12 protein-coding genes are annotated in these 21,509 nt (G+C 40.6%); all 12 read left to right on the forward strand.

Features of this window, described 5'->3' with window-relative positions; all coding sequences use genetic code 11:
- Window positions 1-26: 26 nt before the first annotated feature.
- The 12 genes from QFZ28_RS24695 to QFZ28_RS24750 all read left to right on the forward strand — a co-directional run bounded on the left by QFZ28_RS24695 (window position 27) and on the right by QFZ28_RS24750 (window position 21,458).
- A complete protein-coding gene (locus tag QFZ28_RS24695) occupies window positions 27-1,796 on the forward strand; it encodes an ABC transporter ATP-binding protein (RefSeq protein ID WP_307197757.1) in 1,770 nt (589 codons plus the stop codon).
- The gene (locus tag QFZ28_RS24700) at window positions 1,783-3,564 is read left to right on the forward strand and encodes an ABC transporter ATP-binding protein (RefSeq protein ID WP_307197289.1); all 1,782 of its coding nucleotides are present in this window, start codon (window positions 1,783-1,785) and stop codon (window positions 3,562-3,564) included. Before QFZ28_RS24695 ends, QFZ28_RS24700 begins: the two co-directional genes overlap by 14 nt.
- Window positions 3,565-3,733: 169 nt before the next feature.
- Window positions 3,734-5,560 (forward strand): heparinase II/III family protein, encoded by a 1,827-nt coding sequence (locus QFZ28_RS24705; RefSeq protein ID WP_307197290.1) that lies wholly within the window; start codon window positions 3,734-3,736, stop codon window positions 5,558-5,560.
- A 13-nt stretch (window positions 5,561-5,573) separates the two neighbouring features.
- Window positions 5,574-6,695, forward strand: a complete 1,122-nt coding sequence (locus tag QFZ28_RS24710) for a glycoside hydrolase family 88 protein (protein WP_307197291.1) — start codon at window positions 5,574-5,576, stop codon at window positions 6,693-6,695.
- Window positions 6,696-6,744: 49 nt separating this feature from the next.
- The gene (locus QFZ28_RS24715; RefSeq protein ID WP_307197292.1) at window positions 6,745-8,595 is read left to right on the forward strand and encodes a DUF2264 domain-containing protein; all 1,851 of its coding nucleotides are present in this window, start codon (window positions 6,745-6,747) and stop codon (window positions 8,593-8,595) included.
- A 21-nt stretch (window positions 8,596-8,616) separates the two neighbouring features.
- Window positions 8,617-11,643 carry a glycoside hydrolase family 2 TIM barrel-domain containing protein gene (locus tag QFZ28_RS24720; protein WP_307197293.1) on the forward strand — a complete coding sequence of 1,009 codons (3,027 nt, stop codon included), beginning with the start codon at window positions 8,617-8,619 and terminating at the stop codon, window positions 11,641-11,643.
- A 1,291-nt stretch (window positions 11,644-12,934) separates the two neighbouring features.
- Window positions 12,935-15,517 carry an OmpL47-type beta-barrel domain-containing protein gene (locus QFZ28_RS24725; protein ID WP_307197294.1) on the forward strand — a complete coding sequence of 861 codons (2,583 nt, stop codon included), beginning with the start codon at window positions 12,935-12,937 and terminating at the stop codon, window positions 15,515-15,517.
- 163 nt (window positions 15,518-15,680) lie between these two features.
- Complete coding sequence (locus QFZ28_RS24730) at window positions 15,681-16,862, forward strand: galactokinase (protein ID WP_307197295.1); 1,182 nt, start codon at window positions 15,681-15,683, stop codon at window positions 16,860-16,862.
- Window positions 16,859-17,848, forward strand: coding sequence for a UDP-glucose 4-epimerase GalE (galE, locus tag QFZ28_RS24735; RefSeq protein WP_307197296.1), 990 nt, complete (start codon window positions 16,859-16,861; stop codon window positions 17,846-17,848). Before QFZ28_RS24730 ends, galE begins: the two co-directional genes overlap by 4 nt.
- A gap of 4 nt (window positions 17,849-17,852) precedes the next feature.
- Window positions 17,853-19,334 carry a UDP-glucose--hexose-1-phosphate uridylyltransferase gene (galT, locus tag QFZ28_RS24740; protein WP_307197297.1) on the forward strand — a complete coding sequence of 494 codons (1,482 nt, stop codon included), beginning with the start codon at window positions 17,853-17,855 and terminating at the stop codon, window positions 19,332-19,334.
- A gap of 72 nt (window positions 19,335-19,406) precedes the next feature.
- Entirely contained in the window at window positions 19,407-20,465 is a 1,059-nt protein-coding gene (locus QFZ28_RS24745; RefSeq protein WP_307197298.1) for an aldose epimerase family protein, read from the forward strand.
- Window positions 20,466-20,468: 3 nt separating this feature from the next.
- Window positions 20,469-21,458 carry a LacI family DNA-binding transcriptional regulator gene (locus QFZ28_RS24750; RefSeq protein ID WP_307197299.1) on the forward strand — a complete coding sequence of 330 codons (990 nt, stop codon included), beginning with the start codon at window positions 20,469-20,471 and terminating at the stop codon, window positions 21,456-21,458.
- Window positions 21,459-21,509: the final 51 nt, after the last annotated feature.

Below are 21,509 nucleotides of genomic sequence, written 5' to 3' on the forward strand. Positions count from 1 at the left end.
AGCATCGGGGAGGGATGAAGTGAATGATGCAAAGCATTCGCTGGGTATGGGGGTATATTAGGAACTTTCGGATAAGGTTATTTAGCGGCCTTTTTCTAGCGTTAGTGGTTTCTGTATTAAATATGCTAAACCCCTATTTCGCTGGGAAAATCGTTGATAAGGTTATTTATGGCCAAGAGAATGAACTATTATGGATCTTTTTAGGTTCAATGATTGGCGTAACCGTTATTAAAACAATCGTTCGCTATAATTATCAGATCATGTTCGAACGAGTTTCCCAAAGTGTCATATTCAACATACGGGAAAAACTATATGACCGGCTTAACCAATTAGACTTTAGGTTTTTCGATCAGACAAAAACAGGAGATATCATGGCTCGAATGACAGGGGATTTAGAAGCTGTCAGGCATTTTACTGCGTGGACGATTTATATGATATTTGAGAATATTACGATCCTGGTTTTTGCCATTGGGTTTATGTTCTATATTCATCCGCCGTTAGCTTTAGCCATGCTTGCGGTTACACCAATTATTGGATTCTTTGCGATGCGTTTATCCTTTACGGTCAAACCAACGTTTTCGGACATTAGGGGACAGTTTGCAAGATTAAATTCAGTTGTTCAGGAAAACATTAGTGGCAATCGTGTCGTAAAGGCTTTTGCAAAGGAAGGATACGAAATTGAAAAGTTTTCAAAAGAAAATGAAGCTTTCAAGGAGAAGAATCTTGCCTCCTCAAGAGTTTGGGAAAAGTATTTACCTATACTCGATTCACTTGCAGGTGTATTAACAGTGGTAATGATCGTAGTTGGAGGATACATGGTCATTAATCAGTCTCTGACTATGGGTGAGTTGGTCACATTTAATTCATTAATCTGGGCATTAAATAATCCAATGCGAATGGCTGGGTGGTTACTTAATGATGTCCAAAGGTTTGTGGCATCGGCTGAAAAAGTGGAAGAATTATTAAATACAGAACCAGAAATTAAGAATGAAACAAAAAGGTACAATGTTAAACAATTCAAAGGTGTTGTGGAATTTGACCAAGTTTCCTTTAGTTATGGTGACGAACAAGTATTGAATGATATAAGCTTCAAGATTAGACAGGGACAAACGGTAGGCATTATCGGTCCTACAGGGGCCGGTAAATCGACATTAGTCAATCTTCTAAGCAGGTTTTATGACGCTTCCAAAGGGGAAGTAAGATTGGATGGACTTAATGTAAGAGATTGGGATATTCATAAATTGAGAAATAGCATGGCTACAGTTATGCAGGATATTTTTCTTTTTTCAGATACGATTGAAGGAAATATAGCTTATGGGAACCCAAATGCCTCCTTCCATGCTGTTCAAGCTGCGGCTAAAATGGCAGAAGCGGATGATTTTATTTTAAAGCTGCCTGATGGGTACGATACCATTATTGGAGAACGGGGAGTAGGTCTTTCCGGAGGACAGCGGCAAAGGATTGCGTTAGCGCGGGCAATTTTAAAAAACCCATCCATCTTGATTTTGGACGATACAACATCAGCATTGGATATGGAAACAGAGCTGCGTATCCAAAGAACCTTAAAATCATTGCTAAAGGAAAAAACCTGTTTTATTATTGCTCATCGTATTTCTTCCGTAAAAGATGCAGATTTAATTCTTGTAATGGAAAATGGCACAATTATTGAAAGAGGGAATCATAAAGAATTGCTTGCGAAAAAGAGAAGTTACTACAAAGTATTTAAAAATCAAGTTGGAAACTTTGATGGTATGCAGGACCTTGAGGAGGTGAACTATCTCAATGGCGCGCAATAAATTTGATGTGGATGAAGAGTTGGAATCTCCATTTAGTTTTATACAGCTTAAGCGGTTGATGGTTTATTTAAAGCCGTACAAAAAAAAGATCTTATTTACTGTTTTTATCATGTTGATTGCCAGTGGAGCAAACTTAATTGGGCCGTATTTAATTAGTAAAGCCATTGACGAGGAGATTCCAGGCAAGGATATAGGCGGCTTAATGGTTCTTGCAGGTGTTTACTTAATCGCCATAATCATTACTGGGATTTGTATGAAATATAAAATTAGAATGATGTCCCAGATTGGGCAAAGTGTCATCGTCCAGATAAGGAAAGACTTGTTTACTCATTTACAAAAGCTATCATTTACCTTCTATGACAGCAGACCGCATGGGAAAATTTTGGTGAGGGTAGTAAACTACGTAAACTCCTTAAGTGATTTATTATCGAATGGACTAATTAATTTGATTACTGACCTTTTCAGTCTTGTTGTAATTCTAGGGTTTATGTTTGCGATTGACGTAAAATTAACCCTTATGGCGATGATTGGGTTTCCAATTCTTGCAGCGGTGATTCTGCTTATAAAAAATGCCCAGCGTAAGGCATGGCAGCTGCTAAGTAACAAACAATCCAATATGAATGCTTATATTCATGAAAGTATTAATGGTATTAAAGTAACGCAGGCATTTACAAGAGAAGAAGAAAACAAACGAATTTTTAGTGAAGTATCTGATAGTTATAGAAGCTCGTGGATGAGGGCAGTAAAGATTCAGTTCCTGTTATGGCCATCGATTGAAAACATTTCAGTACTTACCACCTCACTCATTTATGTTGTCGGGATCTCCCTTATTGGTGATGGTGTAACAGTTGGAGCATTGGTTGCATTTGTTGGTTACATAGGGATGTTTTGGGCGCCAATTGCGAATATTGGGAACTTTTATAATGCGATCATAAATGCCACAGCATATTTAGAAAGAATATTTGAAATGATTGATGAAAAACCAACAGTTAAAGATCTCCCGATTGCGTCTGAGCTCCCTTTGATAAAGGGTAAAGTTGAGTTTAATGATGTCTCTTTTGGGTATGAAGAAGGGGAAAAAATTCTTAAAAATATTAATCTAAGTGTGAATCCAGGTGAAACGATTGCTCTAGTCGGAGCTACTGGATCAGGAAAGACAACAATAGTCAGTTTGCTTAGCCGTTTTTATGATGTAAGCAGCGGCACAATTGAAATAGACGGAGTGGATATTCATTCGGTAACCATTGCCTCCCTTAGAAAACAGATGGGTGTCATGCTTCAGGATCCTTTTATTTTCTCAGGTACGATTATGGATAATATCCGTTATGGACGACTTGATGCTACAGATGAAGAAGTGATTGAAGCAGCGAAAGCTGTGCAGGCTCATCCATTTATTAGTGGATTGTCTGAGGGGTATAAAACGGAGGTAAATGAAAGAGGCACAAGGCTTTCTACTGGACAGAGACAGCTGATATCGTTTGCACGAGCGCTTTTAGCTGATCCCAAGATATTAATTCTTGATGAGGCTACATCATCCATCGATACAGAAACGGAGCTTGCATTACAAAAGGGACTTGAAACACTGCTAGCTGGGAGAACATCCTTTATTATTGCACATCGTCTTTCCACCATTCAAAATGCAAACCGGATCCTTGTCATCGATAAAGGTAGAATTATAGAGGAAGGTTCTCATCAAGAATTGATTGGTCAAAAAAGTTACTATTGGAAGCTTCATCAATCACAGCATCAATCCTTAGAAGTGGGATAACCAAAAGAGTAAGAGAGTTATGTAAAGTGACCCAATAGGGAATGTTCTATTGGGTCATTTTTATTGAGAAAAGATAGTCAAAATTTTGTATATATATATCAAAATACCGTTAATATTTTCAACTGGTACTAATTTATAATAAAAGGAATTGGAGTAGGAGGTATATATTTTGCTTACCGCACAGCTTAAGAGTTTATTAGGTTCCGAAACTTCCCTATTGTTTCCTACTAGGGAATCTAAATTAAATTGGTGGACAGATATTAGGGAAAATCCCGCTTATCAACAGTTTCTTAATGAAATAAGAGATGAAGGGGATAGACTTTTAAAAGAAAGTGATCCTGAACTAACGTTTTCCTTGTTCAACATTTTTGGTGAAACCGGCTCCCGACTAGAATTCGAAAAGGTATATTTCGAAAAGCGGAGACGACTAACGACCTTTGCAATTATGGTTTTACTTGAACCTGAACAAGACGAATATTTGACAGCACTAGAAAACACGATATGGTCCGTTTGTAATGAATATTCCTGGTGCCTGCCTGCACATTTACAAAATAGTCCGGAAACATCGGTGAACGTTAATTACTCACTCAATGAGCCAAGTAAGAAAGAGTATTCTATTGATTTATTCGCCGCTGAAACGGCATTTTCGTTAGCTGAAATAGTAAAACTAACCGAGGAACATTTAAATCCGCAAATTTGTAAGCGCATTTATGAAGAAATATACAATAGAATCTTCTTTCCATTTAAAGAAAAAACCTTTGGATGGGAGAAACAAACACATAATTGGGCGGCAGTATGTGCCGGATCCATTGGTTGTGCAGCACTGCATATAATCCAAAATCAGGATGAACTTGCCAGCATTTTAGAACGGGTAATCGACGCAATGGATTCTTACTTAAAAGGCTTCCAGGATGATGGGATATGCCTTGAGGGTTATGGTTATTGGCAATATGGTTTTGGATATTATGTCTATTTTGCAGATTTATTGAAAAAAAAGACAGATGGAAAGCTGAATTTATTCGAATCAGAGAAGGTTCATCAAATTGCTCTCTTTCAACAAAGGACCTTTTTAAATCAAAATCTTGTTGTTAACTTTTCAGATTCACTTCCAACCGCATCCGTTTTTCTGGGGCTGAGCCATTATTTAAGCAAAATTTATAGTGATTTCGAAGTTCCAGAAACATATCTTCGTGCTCATTATACGGACGACCATTGCAGCAGATGGGCTCCAGCAATCCGGAATCTATTGTGGTTTGATGAAGATTCTGTTCCATTACCTTGGAGAAATGGCACCCATTTTTCAAAGGACTCGGAGTGGTTTCTTTCGAGGCATCATTCTGAATCCGGAAGTTTTGCATTTGCAGCAAAAGGCGGACATAACGACGAGCCTCATAATCATAACGACATTGGCCATTTCATTCTGCAAGGTAATACAGAAGTGTTTTTAAAAGATTTAGGAAGTGGCTTATACAGTAAGGATTACTTTAGTGAAAAACGTTATTCTATTTTATGTAATGGCTCACAAGGGCACTCTGTCCCAATAATAAACGAACAATTTCAAACACTAGGGTTAGCAAAATATGCAAACATTCTTCAAGTTTTAATAGGGGAAGACGTTGATATCTATGAAATGGATATCGAAAATGCGTATGAGGTTAAGAGTCTTCAAAGTGTAAAGCGAAGGTTTACGTGGGTAAAAACAAATCTTCCAAAACTAGTAGTGGAAGACACTTATTCTTTTGCTGAGCAGCCACGTTCAATCGTGGAACGGTTCATTACACCTGTATTAGTAATAACAAAAACACATGATGGAGTCCTTCTAGAAGGAAAGAATAAAGTTAGAATTTTATATGATACGAATCAGTTAAAACTAGAAACAAAATTGATTAGTTTTATTAATCATTTCGGTAAATCAGAAGATAATCTAGCCCTCGACTTTATTGTACTGCAACCTGATAGAGAGTGTAGTGTCGAGTTGGCATTTCAATTTGAATAGGAGGGGAAAAGACATGACTGAACAAAAGTGGGTAGATGAAGCGTGGGAAAAAGTAACGAATAAGATTAGTAGAACAAGTGAGAGAATAGGTGCTAATTTTCCGCATGCAAGTGAGAATGGCCAGTATGTACTTGCAGAACCTCATTGGTGGACTGCAGGGTTTTGGCCAGGAATATTATGGCTTATTTATCGAGATTCAAAAGATGAGAATTTAAGAATACTTGCCGAAGACTGTGAGCAAAAGTTAGATGCTGTACAACGGGACTATTACAAACTCGATCATGATATGGGTTTTATGTGGACATTGACCAGTGTCGCTAGACATAAAATCCTAGGTGAAGAAGAATCGAAACGGCGGGCGTTGGTAGCGGCAAATCTATTAATGGGCCGCTTTAACCCAAATGGTAACTATATTCGCGCTTGGAATCCTTGGACAGAAGGAGAAGACAATAGTGGAATTGCCATTATCGACTGTATGATGAACCTGCCGCTCTTGTATTGGGCATCTGAAGAAACGGGTGATCCCAGGTTCAAGGGTGTGGCAAAAAAGCATGCCGAAATGGTATTAGATCACTTTATCCGGAGCGATGGCGGAGTTCACCATATTATTGTGTTCAACCCTGATAGCGGTGAAAAGATAGAAGCGCTTGGCGGGCAGGGATATGCGCCAGAATCGGCATGGTCTCGAGGAACCGCATGGGCCATATATGGTCTCACATTGACTTATCATTATACAGGCGAAGAAAAATACCTAGAATATGCCAAACGTGTTGCTCACTTTTTTATTTCTCACTTGCCGGAAGACTTCGTTCCAGATTGGGATTTTCGTCTCCCTGCGGATGTAGCTTCACCAAAGGACTCCTCGGCAGGAGCCATAGCTGCGTGCGGTCTGCTCTTGCTTGGAGACAAAGTAGCTACGCATGAGTCTCCTATATATAAGAAGGCAGGAGAAAGGATTCTTCAGTCCTTATATAACCATTATAGTGATTGGGAAGGGTTAGAAGAGGGATTGATTCTCCATGCAACAAGTCATTTCCCGCAAGGAAAATATACAGATAATCCGCTTATATATGGTGACTACTATTTTGTCGAGGGTCTAGCGTATTTAAAAGGGTTTAAAGAATTATTTTGGTAGATTGATAGCAACTGAAAAAAGAACCATTTCTCTGTCAGGAGGGAAGTTTATGATAAAACTCGATTTACCTATTCAGAAAAATCCACTTAAATCACGGGAGGATTTAAGTGAGGCTGTTAAACAAATTTTAAACCCATTAAAACCTTTTTACTCCAAGGGGAAAACCCTCCTCCGATTAGGCAGTACAGGGGCAGGGTACCCAGATTCTCTGGCGGGAATGGAAGGGTTCTCAAGAATATTATGGGGACTTGTACCCTTGTTAGCAGGTGGAGAGGAATCGGAAATTTGGGATATCCACATACAGGGCATAAAGAATGGTACAGATCCTTCTCATGAAGAATATTGGGGAGATATCGCAGACTTTGATCAGCGTGCAGTAGAAATGGCGGCATTTGGATATGCACTCGCGCTTATTCCTGAAAAGATTTGGGATCCTTTAAGTGATTTGGAAAAGTCCAATTTGTTCCAGTGGCTGAATCAAATAAACACCATCAAAGTTTATGATTGTAACTGGTTATTTTTTCCGGTGATAGTCAACCTGGGGTTTAAGAGAGTTGGCTTACCGTATAATCGTGAAATAGTGAATGGGAATATTGATCGAATAGAAAGCTTTTACTTACAGAATGGTTGGTATTCGGATGGGGTGACTGCTCATTGTGATTATTATGGACCGTTTGCGATTCATTTTTATAGCCTGCTTTATGCAAAATTGATGGGCAGTGAGGATCCAGAAAGAGCAATGTTGTACAAAAGCAGGGCAGCGGCATTTGCTAAGGATTTTATCTACTGGTTTGCAAATGATGGTTCCGCCCTGCCTTATGGGAGAAGCCTAGCGTATCGATTTGCACAATCTTCCTTTTGGAGTGCGCTTGTCTACGCAGAGGTCGAGGTGTTTCCGCTAGGCGTGATGAAGGGACTGATCCTGCGGAATCTCCGCTGGTGGTTTAGTCAAAATATATTTGACCATAATGGACTGCTTACCATTGGCTATAGTTATCCCAATTTGGTCATGGCAGAGAACTATAATTCACCCTGTTCACCATATTGGGCGTTAAAAACCTTCCTGCCTTTATCACTGCCTGTTAATCATCCTTTTTGGAAGGTGGAGGAGGAACCTCTTCCTTTATTAAAGGAGAAAGTGGTTCAACACTCACCACGTTTTATCCTGTGCAGGAACGATGAACAAAACTATATGGCTGCATTTAATGCTGGGTATCAGCACACAAATGATCACTCACATACTGCTGCGAAATATGAAAAATTTGTTTACTCCAATTTTTTTGGATTTAGTGTTCAAAAAGCAGAATGGGGACTTGCACAGGGTGCATTTGATTCGATGCTTGCTGTTAGCGAGGGCGACAATATCTATAGAGGTAAAAGAAAATGCGAGGAATATGAGGTAAACGAGAATGTAATCTACACGAAATGGAAGCCGTGGGATGATGTTGAAATTAAAACATGGCTTGTTCCAGGGACCCCGTGGCATATCCGAGTCCATTGTATAAAGACAAGTAGAAACCTTGACGTTGCAGAGGGTGGATTCGCTCTTGGATTGGAGCATACCCAATATAATGGGCAAAAGTCAGAGGCAATTACACATTTAAAAGAAAGCGCAGCTATTTCGCCTTGGGCTGTAAGCGGTATAAAGAACTTATATGGAAATGGCAAAGCGGAGCTCGTCTATCCAAATGCAAATACAAATCTAGTAAATACACGCACCGTTATCCCAACCATAAAGGCTAGTCTAAAACCAGGGACACATTGGCTTGTAAATGCCGTATTTGGGGAACCAGGTAGTGAAACCATTTTTAATCAATGGGATACTGCTCCAAAGATTGAGTTTCAAGATGAAAAGATATACTTGGAGCTCGGAGAAGAGAAGATTATTATTCATAAATGAAGATAGGAAGTGTAAGTAGATATGACAACCATTCCAAATTTAAACTGGCTTACAGATGTGGGTGTGTTTTCTGTAAACCGTCTTCCAGCGCATTCAGATCATTTCTATTATGAGAAATTGGAGGAGGCACGAAGTGGAGCTCCGATGAAAATGCGTCATGATTTAAATGGAAATTGGAAATTTTTCTATAGTATTAATCCGGACCACAGACCTGATCAATTTTATAAAAAAGAATATCAATGCTCCAGCTGGGGGGATATCAGTGTTCCTGGTCATATTCAGCTTCAAGGCTATGGTCAGCCCCAGTATGTAAATACGATGTATCCTTGGGACGGTCATAATGACATTCGTCCGCCAGAAATTCCAACCGACCATAATCCGGTAGGAAGTTATGTAAAATACTTCAGCGTTCCAGCTAACATGGAAAATAAGCCAGTTTATATTTCCTTCCAAGGTGTAGAGTCTGCTTTTTATGTATGGTTAAATGGTGAGTTTGTCGGATACAGCGAGGATTCTTTTACCCCTAGTGAGTTTGAACTTACACCGTATTTGGTGGATGGTGAAAACAAGCTGGCAGTGGAGGTTTATCAGCGGAGTACCGGCAGTTGGCTTGAAGATCAGGATTTTTGGCGTTTTTCTGGGATTTTCCGTGAGGTTTACCTTTACACAGTTCCGGAAATTCATGCCGCCGACCTCTTTGTTCGCCCTGAACTGGATTCCACTTTTACAAGAGGGACTCTTTCTGTCGACCTAAAGCTTCAAGGGGCGGCCGCTTCAAAAATAACGGCAGAATTAGTGGATGCCAATGGTACTCTCGTTAAAACGGGCGATGCTGAAAATATTGATGGCAATTGGTCGATTAACCTTGCTGTTGAGCAGCCTGCACTTTGGAGTGCAGAAAATCCGTATTTGTACAAATTATTTATACAAATCTACAACGAAGCTGGAAGTTTAGTAGAGGTTGTAGCTCAGAAGGCTGGTTTTAGAAGATTTGAGCTTGTGAATAAAATGATGCACCTCAATGGAGAGCGGGTTGTATTCAAGGGTGTGAACCGTCATGAATTCAACCCCCGTCACGGTCGTGCCATTACAAAAGAAGACATGCTCTGGGATATTAAAACCCTAAAACGTCATAACATCAATGCAGTCCGTACCTCTCACTATCCTAACCAAAGCTATTGGTACGAGTTATGTGATGAGTATGGGATTTATGTCATCGATGAGATGAATCTTGAAACGCATGGATCGTGGCAAAAAATGGGTGCTGTTGAGCCGTCATGGAATATTCCTGGTAATAAGCCGGAATGGGAAGCTATTGTCATGGACCGTGCAATCTCCATGGTAGAACGGGATAAGAATCACCCATCTATCTTGATTTGGTCCTGTGGTAACGAATCATACGCTGGTGAAGTGATTCTAAATGTCTCTAAATATTTCAAAAAGAAGGACCCTAGTAGACTTGTTCACTATGAAGGAGTTTTCCACAACCGTGATTATAACGACACAAGTGATATGGAAAGCCGCATGTACGCAAAGCCAGTTGATATTGAGAAGTACCTAAATGGAAATCCGGAGAAGCCATACATTAGCTGCGAGTACATGCATGCAATGGGGAACTCACTTGGCGGTATGTACAAATATACGGACCTTGAGCAGAAGTATCCAATGTATCAAGGCGGGTTTATTTGGGATTATATTGATCAAGCCATATATAAAAGGGACCGATACGGAAATGAATACCTTGCCTATGGCGGTGATTTCGGTGATCGTCCGACTGATTACGGATTCTGTACAAATGGAATTGTCTACGCTAACCGAGAGCTTTCTCCTAAAATGCAGGAAGTTAAGTTCTTATATCAAGATTTCAAACTAGTAACAGATGGGACAGGTGTAACCGTCAAAAATGAGAGTCTGTTCACGAATACGAGTGACTTTGAACTAGAATATGTCTTATTACATGAAGGCAAGGAAGTATATCGAAATAAGTTGTTAGCTCGTGTTGAACCGCAGCGTGAGGGACGATTTGAGTTTAAAATCCCTGAAGAATTCAATGCTGAAACAGGTGAATATTGTATTCAAACATCACTCGTGTTGAAGGAAAGCACCCTTTGGGCAGAACCGGGGTATGAAATTGCATTCGGACAGTTTGTATATCAAGTGGGTACAAGGGAGATCGCCCAGCCTAGCGGTGATTTACGAGTTGTCCATGGGGATGTCAATATTGGTGTTCATGGTCGTGATTTCACGGTAATGTTCTCAAAAGGTGCAGGCAGTTTAGTTTCCCTTAACTATGCAGGTAAAGAAATGATTTCACTTCCTCCAGCACCACTGTTTTGGAGAGCCACGACTGACAATGATCGCGGTTATTCTCAAGGTTTCCATTCCGGACCTTGGTATGCAGCGAGCTTAACGAGAAAGTGTGTAAATATAGAAGTCGAAGAGAACAGCAGTAATGTTCGTATTGCTTTTACCTATAAGTTCTCAATTAATCCAGATATTGAGGTTAAGGCAGGATACACTGTTTATCCAGATGGAAGTGTTCGCGTAAAGTCTGGGTATAAAGGGGCTGAGAATTTACCGCAGCTGCCGATTTTTGCAGTGTCGTTCAAGATTCCAGCAGATTATGATCAATTAGACTGGTATGCGATGGGTCCAGAAGAAAATTACTCTGACCGGGCTATGGGTGCTAAACTTGGGATCTTTAAAAATCAAGTACGTGATAATCTATCAGGTTATGTTATGCCGCAGGAATCGGGGAATCGTACTGGAGTCCGGCGTGTGAACGTCACGAATCAAAACGGTCAGGGAATTAGAATTTCTTCGGTCACGGAACCGTTAGAGTGCAATTTTTCACCATATACTGCCTTCGAGCTTGAAAATGCCCAGCATATTTACGAGCTGCCGAATGTCCACTATACGGTTGTAACAGTTGCCGGTAAGCAGATGGGGGTTGGCGGTGACGACAGCTGGGGTGCTCCTGTTCACGATGAACATCTTATTAAGGCAAATGAATTCATGGATTTTGACTTTATGATTCAAAGAATTTAAAAAAACTTGATTTGAATAGGTTTCAGAACAAATCTCAAAAAAGCAGTAGGTTCATAAAGAGGAATCTAACTGCTTTTTTGGGGGGAAAGTAAAGTTGGATTGTATTTATCAAAAAAGTCAAAATTTTTAAAAACCAAGTAAAAATATTCATATATGAAGGAAGGATAAATTAGATAACCTAATAGTTGAAAATGATTCAAAATAATATAAGGAGGATAAGAGTTTTAAACTTTGAAGATTGATAGAAGAGAAAAGGAGAATAGTAATGATGAAATCTAGATTATGGATAAATTTTAGTAAATGGGGTAAGAGATTATTGCTTATGGTGTTAATTGTAAGCGTAATCACCAGCGGCTTTACGCCATCTCATTTCGTCCAAGCAGCCGATACAGAATTTGACTTCGATGTAAGTTCGCTAGATAGTGTCACTGTGGCGCACTACCCGTTAAATAGTTTTTATCAGTATAAAAATAGGTTGAATGAGAATCAGCAATTATCCGGCAGTGACGTGTCCTGGAAAACGGACTATGTTACATTAGTCAATCCAGGAAATGCAAACAATGGACATATTGCGGGCAACAATCCGGGATCCCCTGTAACGGGAAGGAAAATTTCTTTTTCGTTAAATATTAAATTGAATAAGACGCAAACGCGTTCTACTAGTGCGGTAAATACCCTCTTATCTTATGGGGCTGATAATAATAACAATCTTACGCTTCGACCTTACTACAGTAATGGTATGGCTGCGGTCGTTCTTAAACGGAATGGGACGGATTCTATAGTGGCATCTTTCCCGGCACCAGCACCAGATATGTGGCATAATTATACAATTTCGCTGGACGGAACAGCCAGTACTGGTAAGCTGATCGTCTGGGTCGATGGAGTTAAGACAGCGGAGGTTGCTTCTAACGGGATTGGTGCGGACGAACTTGGCAATGGACAATTTCGACTGAACCGTACGATTGCAACCTTCTCCAATCTTGATTCGCATTACCGCGATGTGCGTGTATTTAAAGACGCACTTGATCAAGATGCTGCGACTTATTTTGCGAAGGAAATTCGCAGTTTTACATGGAACGACCTACTTGCTTTAAAGCCGCTCACCGATGGGATGGTGGTTCGTGAGGATCTTTCGTTGTTCCACGATCCCAATATTAGCTGGACCTCAAGCGACAACAGCGTGATTGATCCAAGCACAGGTTTAGTAAATCGTCCGACAGAAGGATCGAGCGCAAAACAAGTCATACTGACCATGAAATGGTTTGACCTCAGTCAGGAATACACTGTGTCGGTGCCGTCGCTCAAATCGGAGCTTCAGGCTAAATACGCTGAGAAGAAAGATACAATAAGAGGGGATTATACCAACGGAACATGGAAAACCATTACTCGGGCTCTCGATCATGCGAAAGCGATTTTAGCAGATGAATCTGCGACGCAATGGGATATAGACCGGGCGGCTTTGCAAATAGACGAAGCCTTCAAATGGGCACAAACCGTTCAACCTGAGAATGTAGTGAACTATTCCACTGCCGGTGTACCTGTTGGGGAAACCTGGTACGATACTGAGGGGAACCCCATCCAAGCCCACGGCGGCGGGTTCCTTCAGCAAACTGCAGAAGACGGCAAGCCAATCTACTATTGGGTAGGGGAAAACAAAATTCACAACAGTGCAGTTTTCCATGCAGTATCGCTTTACTCCTCCCGCGATTTGGTGAATTGGAATTATGAAGGTAACATTCTTGACCAATTCTCTCAAACTGTAGAAGGTGCGGAATACGGACTTCTCAATAACAAATGGGAGCGTCCGAAGCTTCTTTACAATGAAAAAACCAAAAAGTATGTTCTTTGGGGCCACTGGGAAACAGCGGGCAGCTATGCAAGCAGTCAAATTGCGGTAGCTACAGCAGATCATGTAGCAGGTCCGTATACCTTCCTAGGACACTGGCGTCCAGGAGGTACCCTGCGTAACTGGCGTAGTGACAACGGTATTTACACCGATTCCGAATACTATAAGTCCAGCGGTACCAGGACGGCCGTTCCAGCGAGCGTGCAAAGCGATGTTACTCAAATGGGATATATTTCACGTGATTTTACAGTGTTTGCCGATGATGACGGGACTGCTTATCTGGTATCGTCGGAAGGACATTCCATGAGGATTCACCGACTAAATGACGAATATACAGATGTGGACTTTACGACCTACACCTTCAGCGACCCTGCTGCAAAGGCGGCAGATTTCGAATCCTACAACTTCTATGAGGATGTCGGACGAGAAGCACCAGCGGTTGTAAGTACGGGCGATGGTTATTATTTAATTACCTCCGGACAATCGGGTTGGCTGCCAAATCAGAGTGCGATTAGCTATAATGCAGACATTACCGATCCACATGGCTGGACTCCTATAAAAGATGAGAATGGTAAGATACTTCCAAATTTCACTTTTGGGAACAACAGCACATACTACAGTCAATCAACCAACATCATGAAACTGACTAAACCGGATGGGTCAAATAGCTATGTTTATATGGGTGACAGATGGAGACCAAGTCAACTTTCCGATTCACGTTATGTGTGGTTACCGATTGCCTTCAACGAGGCAGAACATAATGCTTCGGCCACCTTCACAACCGGTTGGAAACTGAATGCAGAGACCGGCGATGTACAATTTCCTAAGGTTGAGCTCATTTCAGAGGGCAAGCCAGCAACCATCACTAATAATGATTCTGTTACAGGAATAGAGAAAGCAAATGACGGCATTACCTATAACCTTAATACATGGGGTGATACGAGCCACTTCTTTGGCGGCTTAGTTGCTCCGTATGAATATACGATTGATTTAGGTGAAGTCTATGACTTAGCGCGAATTGACGTTGCCTATAGGCTATATAACGGTTCTGAAATGTACCACAGGTATCAGATTTTCGGTTCATCGGATAATAAAAATTGGACTGAGTTGGTCAACAATAATACGAATATGTGGGCCGGGTTCACCTCGGATAAACTAAATGGAAATTACAGGTATGTAAAGCTCAAGGTGAATGAGGTAAGGCGTGTTAACAACAATGCTCTCAGCAATGGTTGGGGAAGCGGGCTCGTTGAGGTTCAAGTTTACTCAAACGTCGACAACACGCCGCCTGAGACGACTGCTGAAATGAACCCGGCAAAGCCGGATGGGGAAAATGGCTGGTATAAAAACCCTGTTACAGTCACATTGAGTGCGACGGATACCAAGCCTGGAGTAGAGTCTACCTTCTATAGCTTGGATGGCGGCACTACCTGGGAAACATATACGGCACCATTTGTGGTCAGTCAGGATGGGAAAAATAATGTAAAATACTATTCGGTGGATAAAGCGGGCAATACTGAACAGGTACTTACTTTAGATCCAATTAATCTAGATCAGACTCGTCCCGAAATCAATATCGAAGGTCTAGCGGATGAAAGCTATTTGGACGACGAAACCGTGACAGTGAATTACACGGTATCTGACACTATATCAGGTGTGAATAATTCGTCCGTGGTTGCGTTGTTGGATGGACAACCAATCGTAAATGGTACCGTTATTCCGCTTTATAAGCTATCACTTGGACAGCATGTTCTCACTGTGAGTGCGGTGGATCAAGCGGGAAATCCTGCTTCGGTAACAAAATCGTTTATGACTAGTACAAGCATTTCTTCATTAATAGAGCTTGTAAATCTGTTCCAAACCAACGGATCAATTACTAATGATGGAATAGCTAACAGTCTACTAAAGAAGTTGGAAGATAATGAATTACAAAGCTTCATGAACGAAGTAAAAGCGCAAAGCAGCAAGCACATCTCAAATGAGGCGGCATCCTACTTGCTGAGAGATGCAGAGTATCTTTTGAAATAGGTTTGCTACTGTGGTTTTGATTTAAGTGGTGACTTAGAAAAAGCAGTGTGTATAGGTATACACACTGCTTTTAATTTTTTAGTAAAAATTTTAGTAAAAATAATAGATTTATTTTACCTTGTGTATTAAACTAAATATAAAGCCAAATAGTGGAGGGACGACAATGAACATCACAAAGTTAACGACTACATTTAGAGAATTATTTCAGGTCCAGCCTGAGCAAGCATTCTTTGCTCCGGGGAGAATTAATTTAATTGGCGAACACACAGATTACAACGGCGGTCACGTATTTCCATGTGCGATTACTTATGGTACTTATGCCGTTGCAAAGAAAAGAGAGGACAATCTTGTCCGCCTTTATTCAGTAAACTTTCCAGATAAAGAAATCATTGAGTTTGATTTAACACAATTAGAGTACGATAAACAGCATAATTGGGCAAATTACCCAAAGGGAATGATTCGTTATATAAAGGAAGCAGGATTTTCAATTCCATCCGGATTTGAATGTGTAATTGAAGGTAACATTCCTAATGGCGCAGGCCTATCCTCTTCCGCATCTATTGAGTTATTGACAGGCGTACTCCTAGACGGGTTGTTTAAATTAGGAATAGATCGCCTAGATATGATCAAGATTGGTAAAAAAGTTGAAAATGAATTTATTGGTGTCAACAGCGGCATAATGGATCAATTTGCGATTGGGATGGGAAAAGAGGATGCTGGAATTTTGCTTGATTGCCAGACTTTAAACTATCAATATGCACCGATTCAACTTGAAGGCCACAAAATCTTAATTATGAATACAAACAAGCGCAGGGAGTTGGCAGATTCGAAATACAATGAGCGCCGAGGAGAATGTGAAGAAGCGTTGTCTCAGCTCCAGAAAAAACTACCGATTGAAGCGCTCGGACAGCTGACGGAAGAAGAGTTTGATGAAAATCAATCACTAATAGCTAATGAAACCGTTCGTAAACGGGCTAAACACGCAGTATATGAGAATGTGAGAACGTTAAAAGCGCTTGAAGCCCTAAATGCTGGTAATTTAGAGGGATTTGGACAACTAATGAATCAATCGCATATATCATTGCGTGATGATTATGAAGTAACGGGAGTAGAGCTTGACAGTTTGGTTGAGGCTGCCTGGAAACAGCTCGGTGTCTTAGGCGCCCGGATGACGGGGGCAGGATTCGGGGGCTGCGCCATTGCAGTTGTTGAAAATGAACAGGTTGAGAGCTTTATAGCAAATGTCGGTGCAGCCTATCAGGAGAAAATCGGCTATCCTGCTGATTTTTATGTAGCAAGTATCGGTGATGGAGCAAAAGAAATCCCAATGGAGGTGTCGGAATGAGTATTCTTGTTTTAGGCGGTGCGGGTTACGTTGGTTCGCATGCTGTTTACCAGTTAATTGACCAGGGATCTGAAGTAGTCGTTATTGATAATTTGCAAAGTGGTCACCGCGGGGCGGTACATCCGAAGGCAAACTTTTATGAAGGTGATATCCGCAGCCGTGAGTTTATGCGTTCTGTATTTGAAAAAGAAAACATTGAAGCGATTCTCCATTTTGCTGCCAACTCTCTTGTTGGTGAATCTATGACAGAGCCGCTAAAATACTACGACAACAATGTATTCGGGACACAAATCGTCCTCGAAATGATGAAGGAATTTAACGTTAAGTACATCATCTTTTCATCAACAGCTGCAGTATATGGTGAGCAAAAGGTGGTGCCAATTAAGGAAGATGCGGCAACATTGCCAACGAACACTTATGGTGAAACCAAGCTTACGATGGAAAAAATGATTGCTTGGTGTGAGAAGGCATTTGACCTTAAATATGTATCTCTTCGTTATTTTAACGTGGCAGCAGCGAGAAGTGACGGACAAATTGGCGAGGATCATAATCCTGAAACGCACCTCATTCCTGTTATTTTAGAAGCCGCTTTAGGAAAAAGACCCGCTATTACGGTCTTTGGACAAGATTATGATACACCAGATGGCACCTGCATACGTGATTATATTCATGTTGAGGACCTGATTGAAGCGCACCTTCTTGCACTCGCGTTTTTGCAGAATGGCGGGGAGAGTAATGTTTTCAATCTAGGCAGCAGCCAAGGATTTTCGGTAAAGGAAATTATTGAGACAGCAAAAGAGGTAACCGGTATTGATATTCCGGTCCAATTAGGGGAACGCCGTTCTGGGGACCCTAGTACGCTAATTGCATCTTCGGAAAAGGCAAGAAGTGTGCTGGGCTGGAACCCAAAGAGGACTTCAATTCATCAAATCATCAGCGATGCATGGAATTGGCACCAACATCACCCAAATGGTTATGAGAGGTGAGGGCATGATTTACCAACTAATCCAACAATTAATTAATCAAGCAATTGCTGCTCAATTAATGGAACCTGATGATGAAATTTATGCCCGCAATCAAATCCTTTCACTCTTACATTTAGTCGAGTTTAAAGAAAGTGACGCAGAGTCTAATGAAGACATACCTGATTTACTTGATCAGATTGTAGATTATGCTTGTAAGCAAGGCATTATTGAAGATGTTTTTGATGAAAAAGAGATTTTTTCAAGTAAAATCATGAACTGTTTTATGGCGCGGCCATCAACCGTTAATCAGATATTTTTTGAAAAATATAAACAGCATCCCAAAAAAGCAACAGAGTATTTTTATGAGTTAAGCAAAAACAGTAACTATATCCAGATGAACCGGATTCGCAATAATATTGAGTATAAGGTAAAAACGGAGTATGGTGAACTAGACATTACCATAAATTTATCAAAGCCGGAAAAGGACCCGAGAAGCATTGCACTTGAACGTGCTGTAGAAAAAACGAATTATCCTAAATGCTTGCTTTGTATTGAAAATGAAGGGTATGCAGGAAGAATTGGCCACCCTGCACGTTCTAATCACCGTATGATAAGGTTAAAGCTTCTAGAAGAAAACTGGCTTTTACAATATTCTCCTTATGTTTACTATAATGAGCATTGTATTGTACTGTCTGAGGACCATAGGGATATGAAAATTACTTCGTCTGCCTTTAGTCGGTTACTTCGCTTTGTCGAGCAATTCCCTCATTATTTTGTTGGGTCTAATGCAGACTTACCCATAGTGGGTGGATCGATTTTGTCTCACGATCATTATCAGGGTGGTCATTATGACTTTGCAATGGCCAAAGCAGAGGATGAATGGACATTTGCGATTGATCGTTTTCCGAATATCAAGGCTTCCGTTGTGAAGTGGCCAATGTCAGTCATTCGATTGCGTTCGGAAGAAATTGAACCGCTTGTCGAGGCGGGAGAGCATATTCTATCAAAGTGGAGAAATTATAGTGATGAAACTGTAGGAATCTATGCCAAAACAGGGGAAACTCCTCATAATACGATTACACCTATTTCACGAAAAAATCAGAATTATTACGAACTAGATTTAGTTCTTCGTAACAACCGGACGAACGAGGAGCATCCACTTGGGATTTTTCACCCTCATCAAGATGTTCATCATATTAAGAAGGAAAACATTGGGCTAATTGAAGTAATGGGCTTAGCTGTATTGCCAGCACGGTTAAAAAATGAACTTGAAGAGGTTGAAAACTTCATTTTAGGTAAATCGGATGTGGTGGCTGATTACCATATTGAATGGGCAAAAAGTCTAAAAGACGACTATCAATCTGTTGTCACAGACTCTAATGTTGAAGCAATAGTGAGAGAAGAGACAGGGAAAAAGTTTTTAAGGGTTTTAGAGGACGCGGGTGTTTTTAAGCGGAATGAAGAAGGTAAAGCCGGGTTTAATCGTTTTATCTTATCTTTATCATAGTGTAAAAGTTGACATCAAAGGGATGGCAGTAATGGCTCTTACTTTAAAAGTGAAATAATGGAGTGGAAATGGATGAAAATTACAGATAGACTGTTCGGTGTTTATAAGGATGAGTCAGTGATTGAGTATACCCTAGTCAACGATTCAGGTATGTCCGTTTCATGCCTGAATTATGGTTGCATTATCACAAAGATTTTGGTCCCCGACCGCATTGGGAAAATTGAAAATGTAGTGCTTGGTTTCGACCAATTTGAGGATTATGTGGATTTGTCCCCGTATTTTGGATCAATTGTTGGTCGAGTGGCTGGAAGAATTAATCATTCGGAGTTTGAGTTGGATGGAGAAATTTACAGGCTGACACCCAACGAGGCCCCTAACCACCTGCATGGAGGTAAAAACGGCTTTAATTCGGTCATTTGGAAAACAGAGCCGTTTAAAACAACGAATGCAGTTGGATTAAAATTTTTCTATCGTAGTGTAAATGGTGAAGAAGGCTATCCAGGTAATTTGGATTGTACCGCCACCTATCTTTTAAATAATCAAAATGAGTTGAGTATTAGCTATGAGGCGCGTACGGATCAAAAAACGATCGTGAATTTAACGAATCATTCATACTTTAACCTAAGCGGAAATTTAAAAAGGGATGTTTCTGAACATATTCTTCAGCTAGAAAGTGACCGTTTCTTAGAGCTGGGACCAGATTTAATACCCACCGGAAAAATGATAGACGTTACGAATACTCCTTTTGACTTTAAGCGTGGCCGTTTGCTGAAGGCAGGGATGAAATCCGAACATCCACAAAATGTGCTTGCTGGCAATGGTTATGATCATCCGCTCCTTTTTTCAAAAAGCAGAGAAAATACAGCGGTATTAAGTGACAAGGAGAGCGGAAGGACATTATTAGTTACGACCGATCAGCCATGCGTGGTCCTTTATACGTCGAATCAGCTGGAAGGTCCTTTTTCTATATCTGGTGTTCGAGCAAGGAACTACTTGGGCGTATGCCTTGAAACTCAGGGGCTTCCTGACGCCATCAACCAGCCAGATTTTCCATCCATCGTCTTAAACCCAGAAGAAGTATACAAGGCAACAACAAAATATCGCTTTTTTTCAAATACAATAGGAGTTTAATGAATGGCTACCATAAAGGATATTGCAGAATTAGCAGGAGTTTCGATCGCAACCGTATCCCGAGTATTGAATTATGATAGTACTTTATCAGTTGGTGATGAAACAAAAAAGAGAATATTTGAGGTTGCGGAGCAGCTTTCTTATAAAAAGAAACAGGCTAGAAAACTAGAAACAGGGAAAATCGCACTTATACAGTGGTATACAGAAAAAGAAGAGCTGGAAGACCTATATTATATGTCGATTCGTTTAGGAGTCGAAAATCAAGCCAGGCAATTGGGTTTTTCTGTAGACAAGTACTTTCAAGATAACTTCGAGAATTTAAAGCAGGATGAGATTCATGGCCTAATTGCAATTGGAAAGTTTAGTGATAAACAAATTAAAGAGATGCTTTCCATTACAAATAATATCGTGTTTGTGGATACCTCTCCTGATGAGGAACAGTTTGATTCAGTGGTTACTGATTTTGAAAAGGTCACTAAAAAAGTCATCGACCACTTTTTGGAGAGCGGCCATGTGAATATTGGGTATATTGGCGGCAGAGAAGGTTTCAAAGATCAAACCTCTCTCATCGAAGACCCTAGAGAAGTCACCTTTAAAGTATATTTAGAAGGCAGAGGGCTATTGAATGAAGCCTTCATGTACGTTGGAGCATTTACCGTTCATGATGGCCATTCACTAATGAAAAAAGCTATACAAGAACATGGAGAAAACCTACCAACTGCCTTTTTTGCAGCCAATGATTCACTGGCAGTTGGTGCGCTTAGGGCTTTACTGGAGGAAGGGATCTCTGTTCCTAGTCGTGTTAACATCATTGGTGTAAATGACATAAGCATTTCCAAATATGTGTTTCCCTCATTAAGCACAGTAAAAGTCTATACAGAACTAATGGGAGAAACAGCCGTCAACACCCTAGTAGAAAGAATCCAAGGCAGAAAAACAGCCAAAAAAATCACCATCACCACCCAGCTTATCATAAGAGACAGCAGCTCTTAACACAAATGTCCACCCTGGGTGGACACTTGTGTTTTAATGGTGCCTGTCACC

It is taken from the genome of Neobacillus niacini (genome assembly GCF_030817695.1).
GTDB classification, from domain to species: domain Bacteria; phylum Bacillota; class Bacilli; order Bacillales; family Cytobacillaceae; genus Neobacillus; species Neobacillus niacini_F.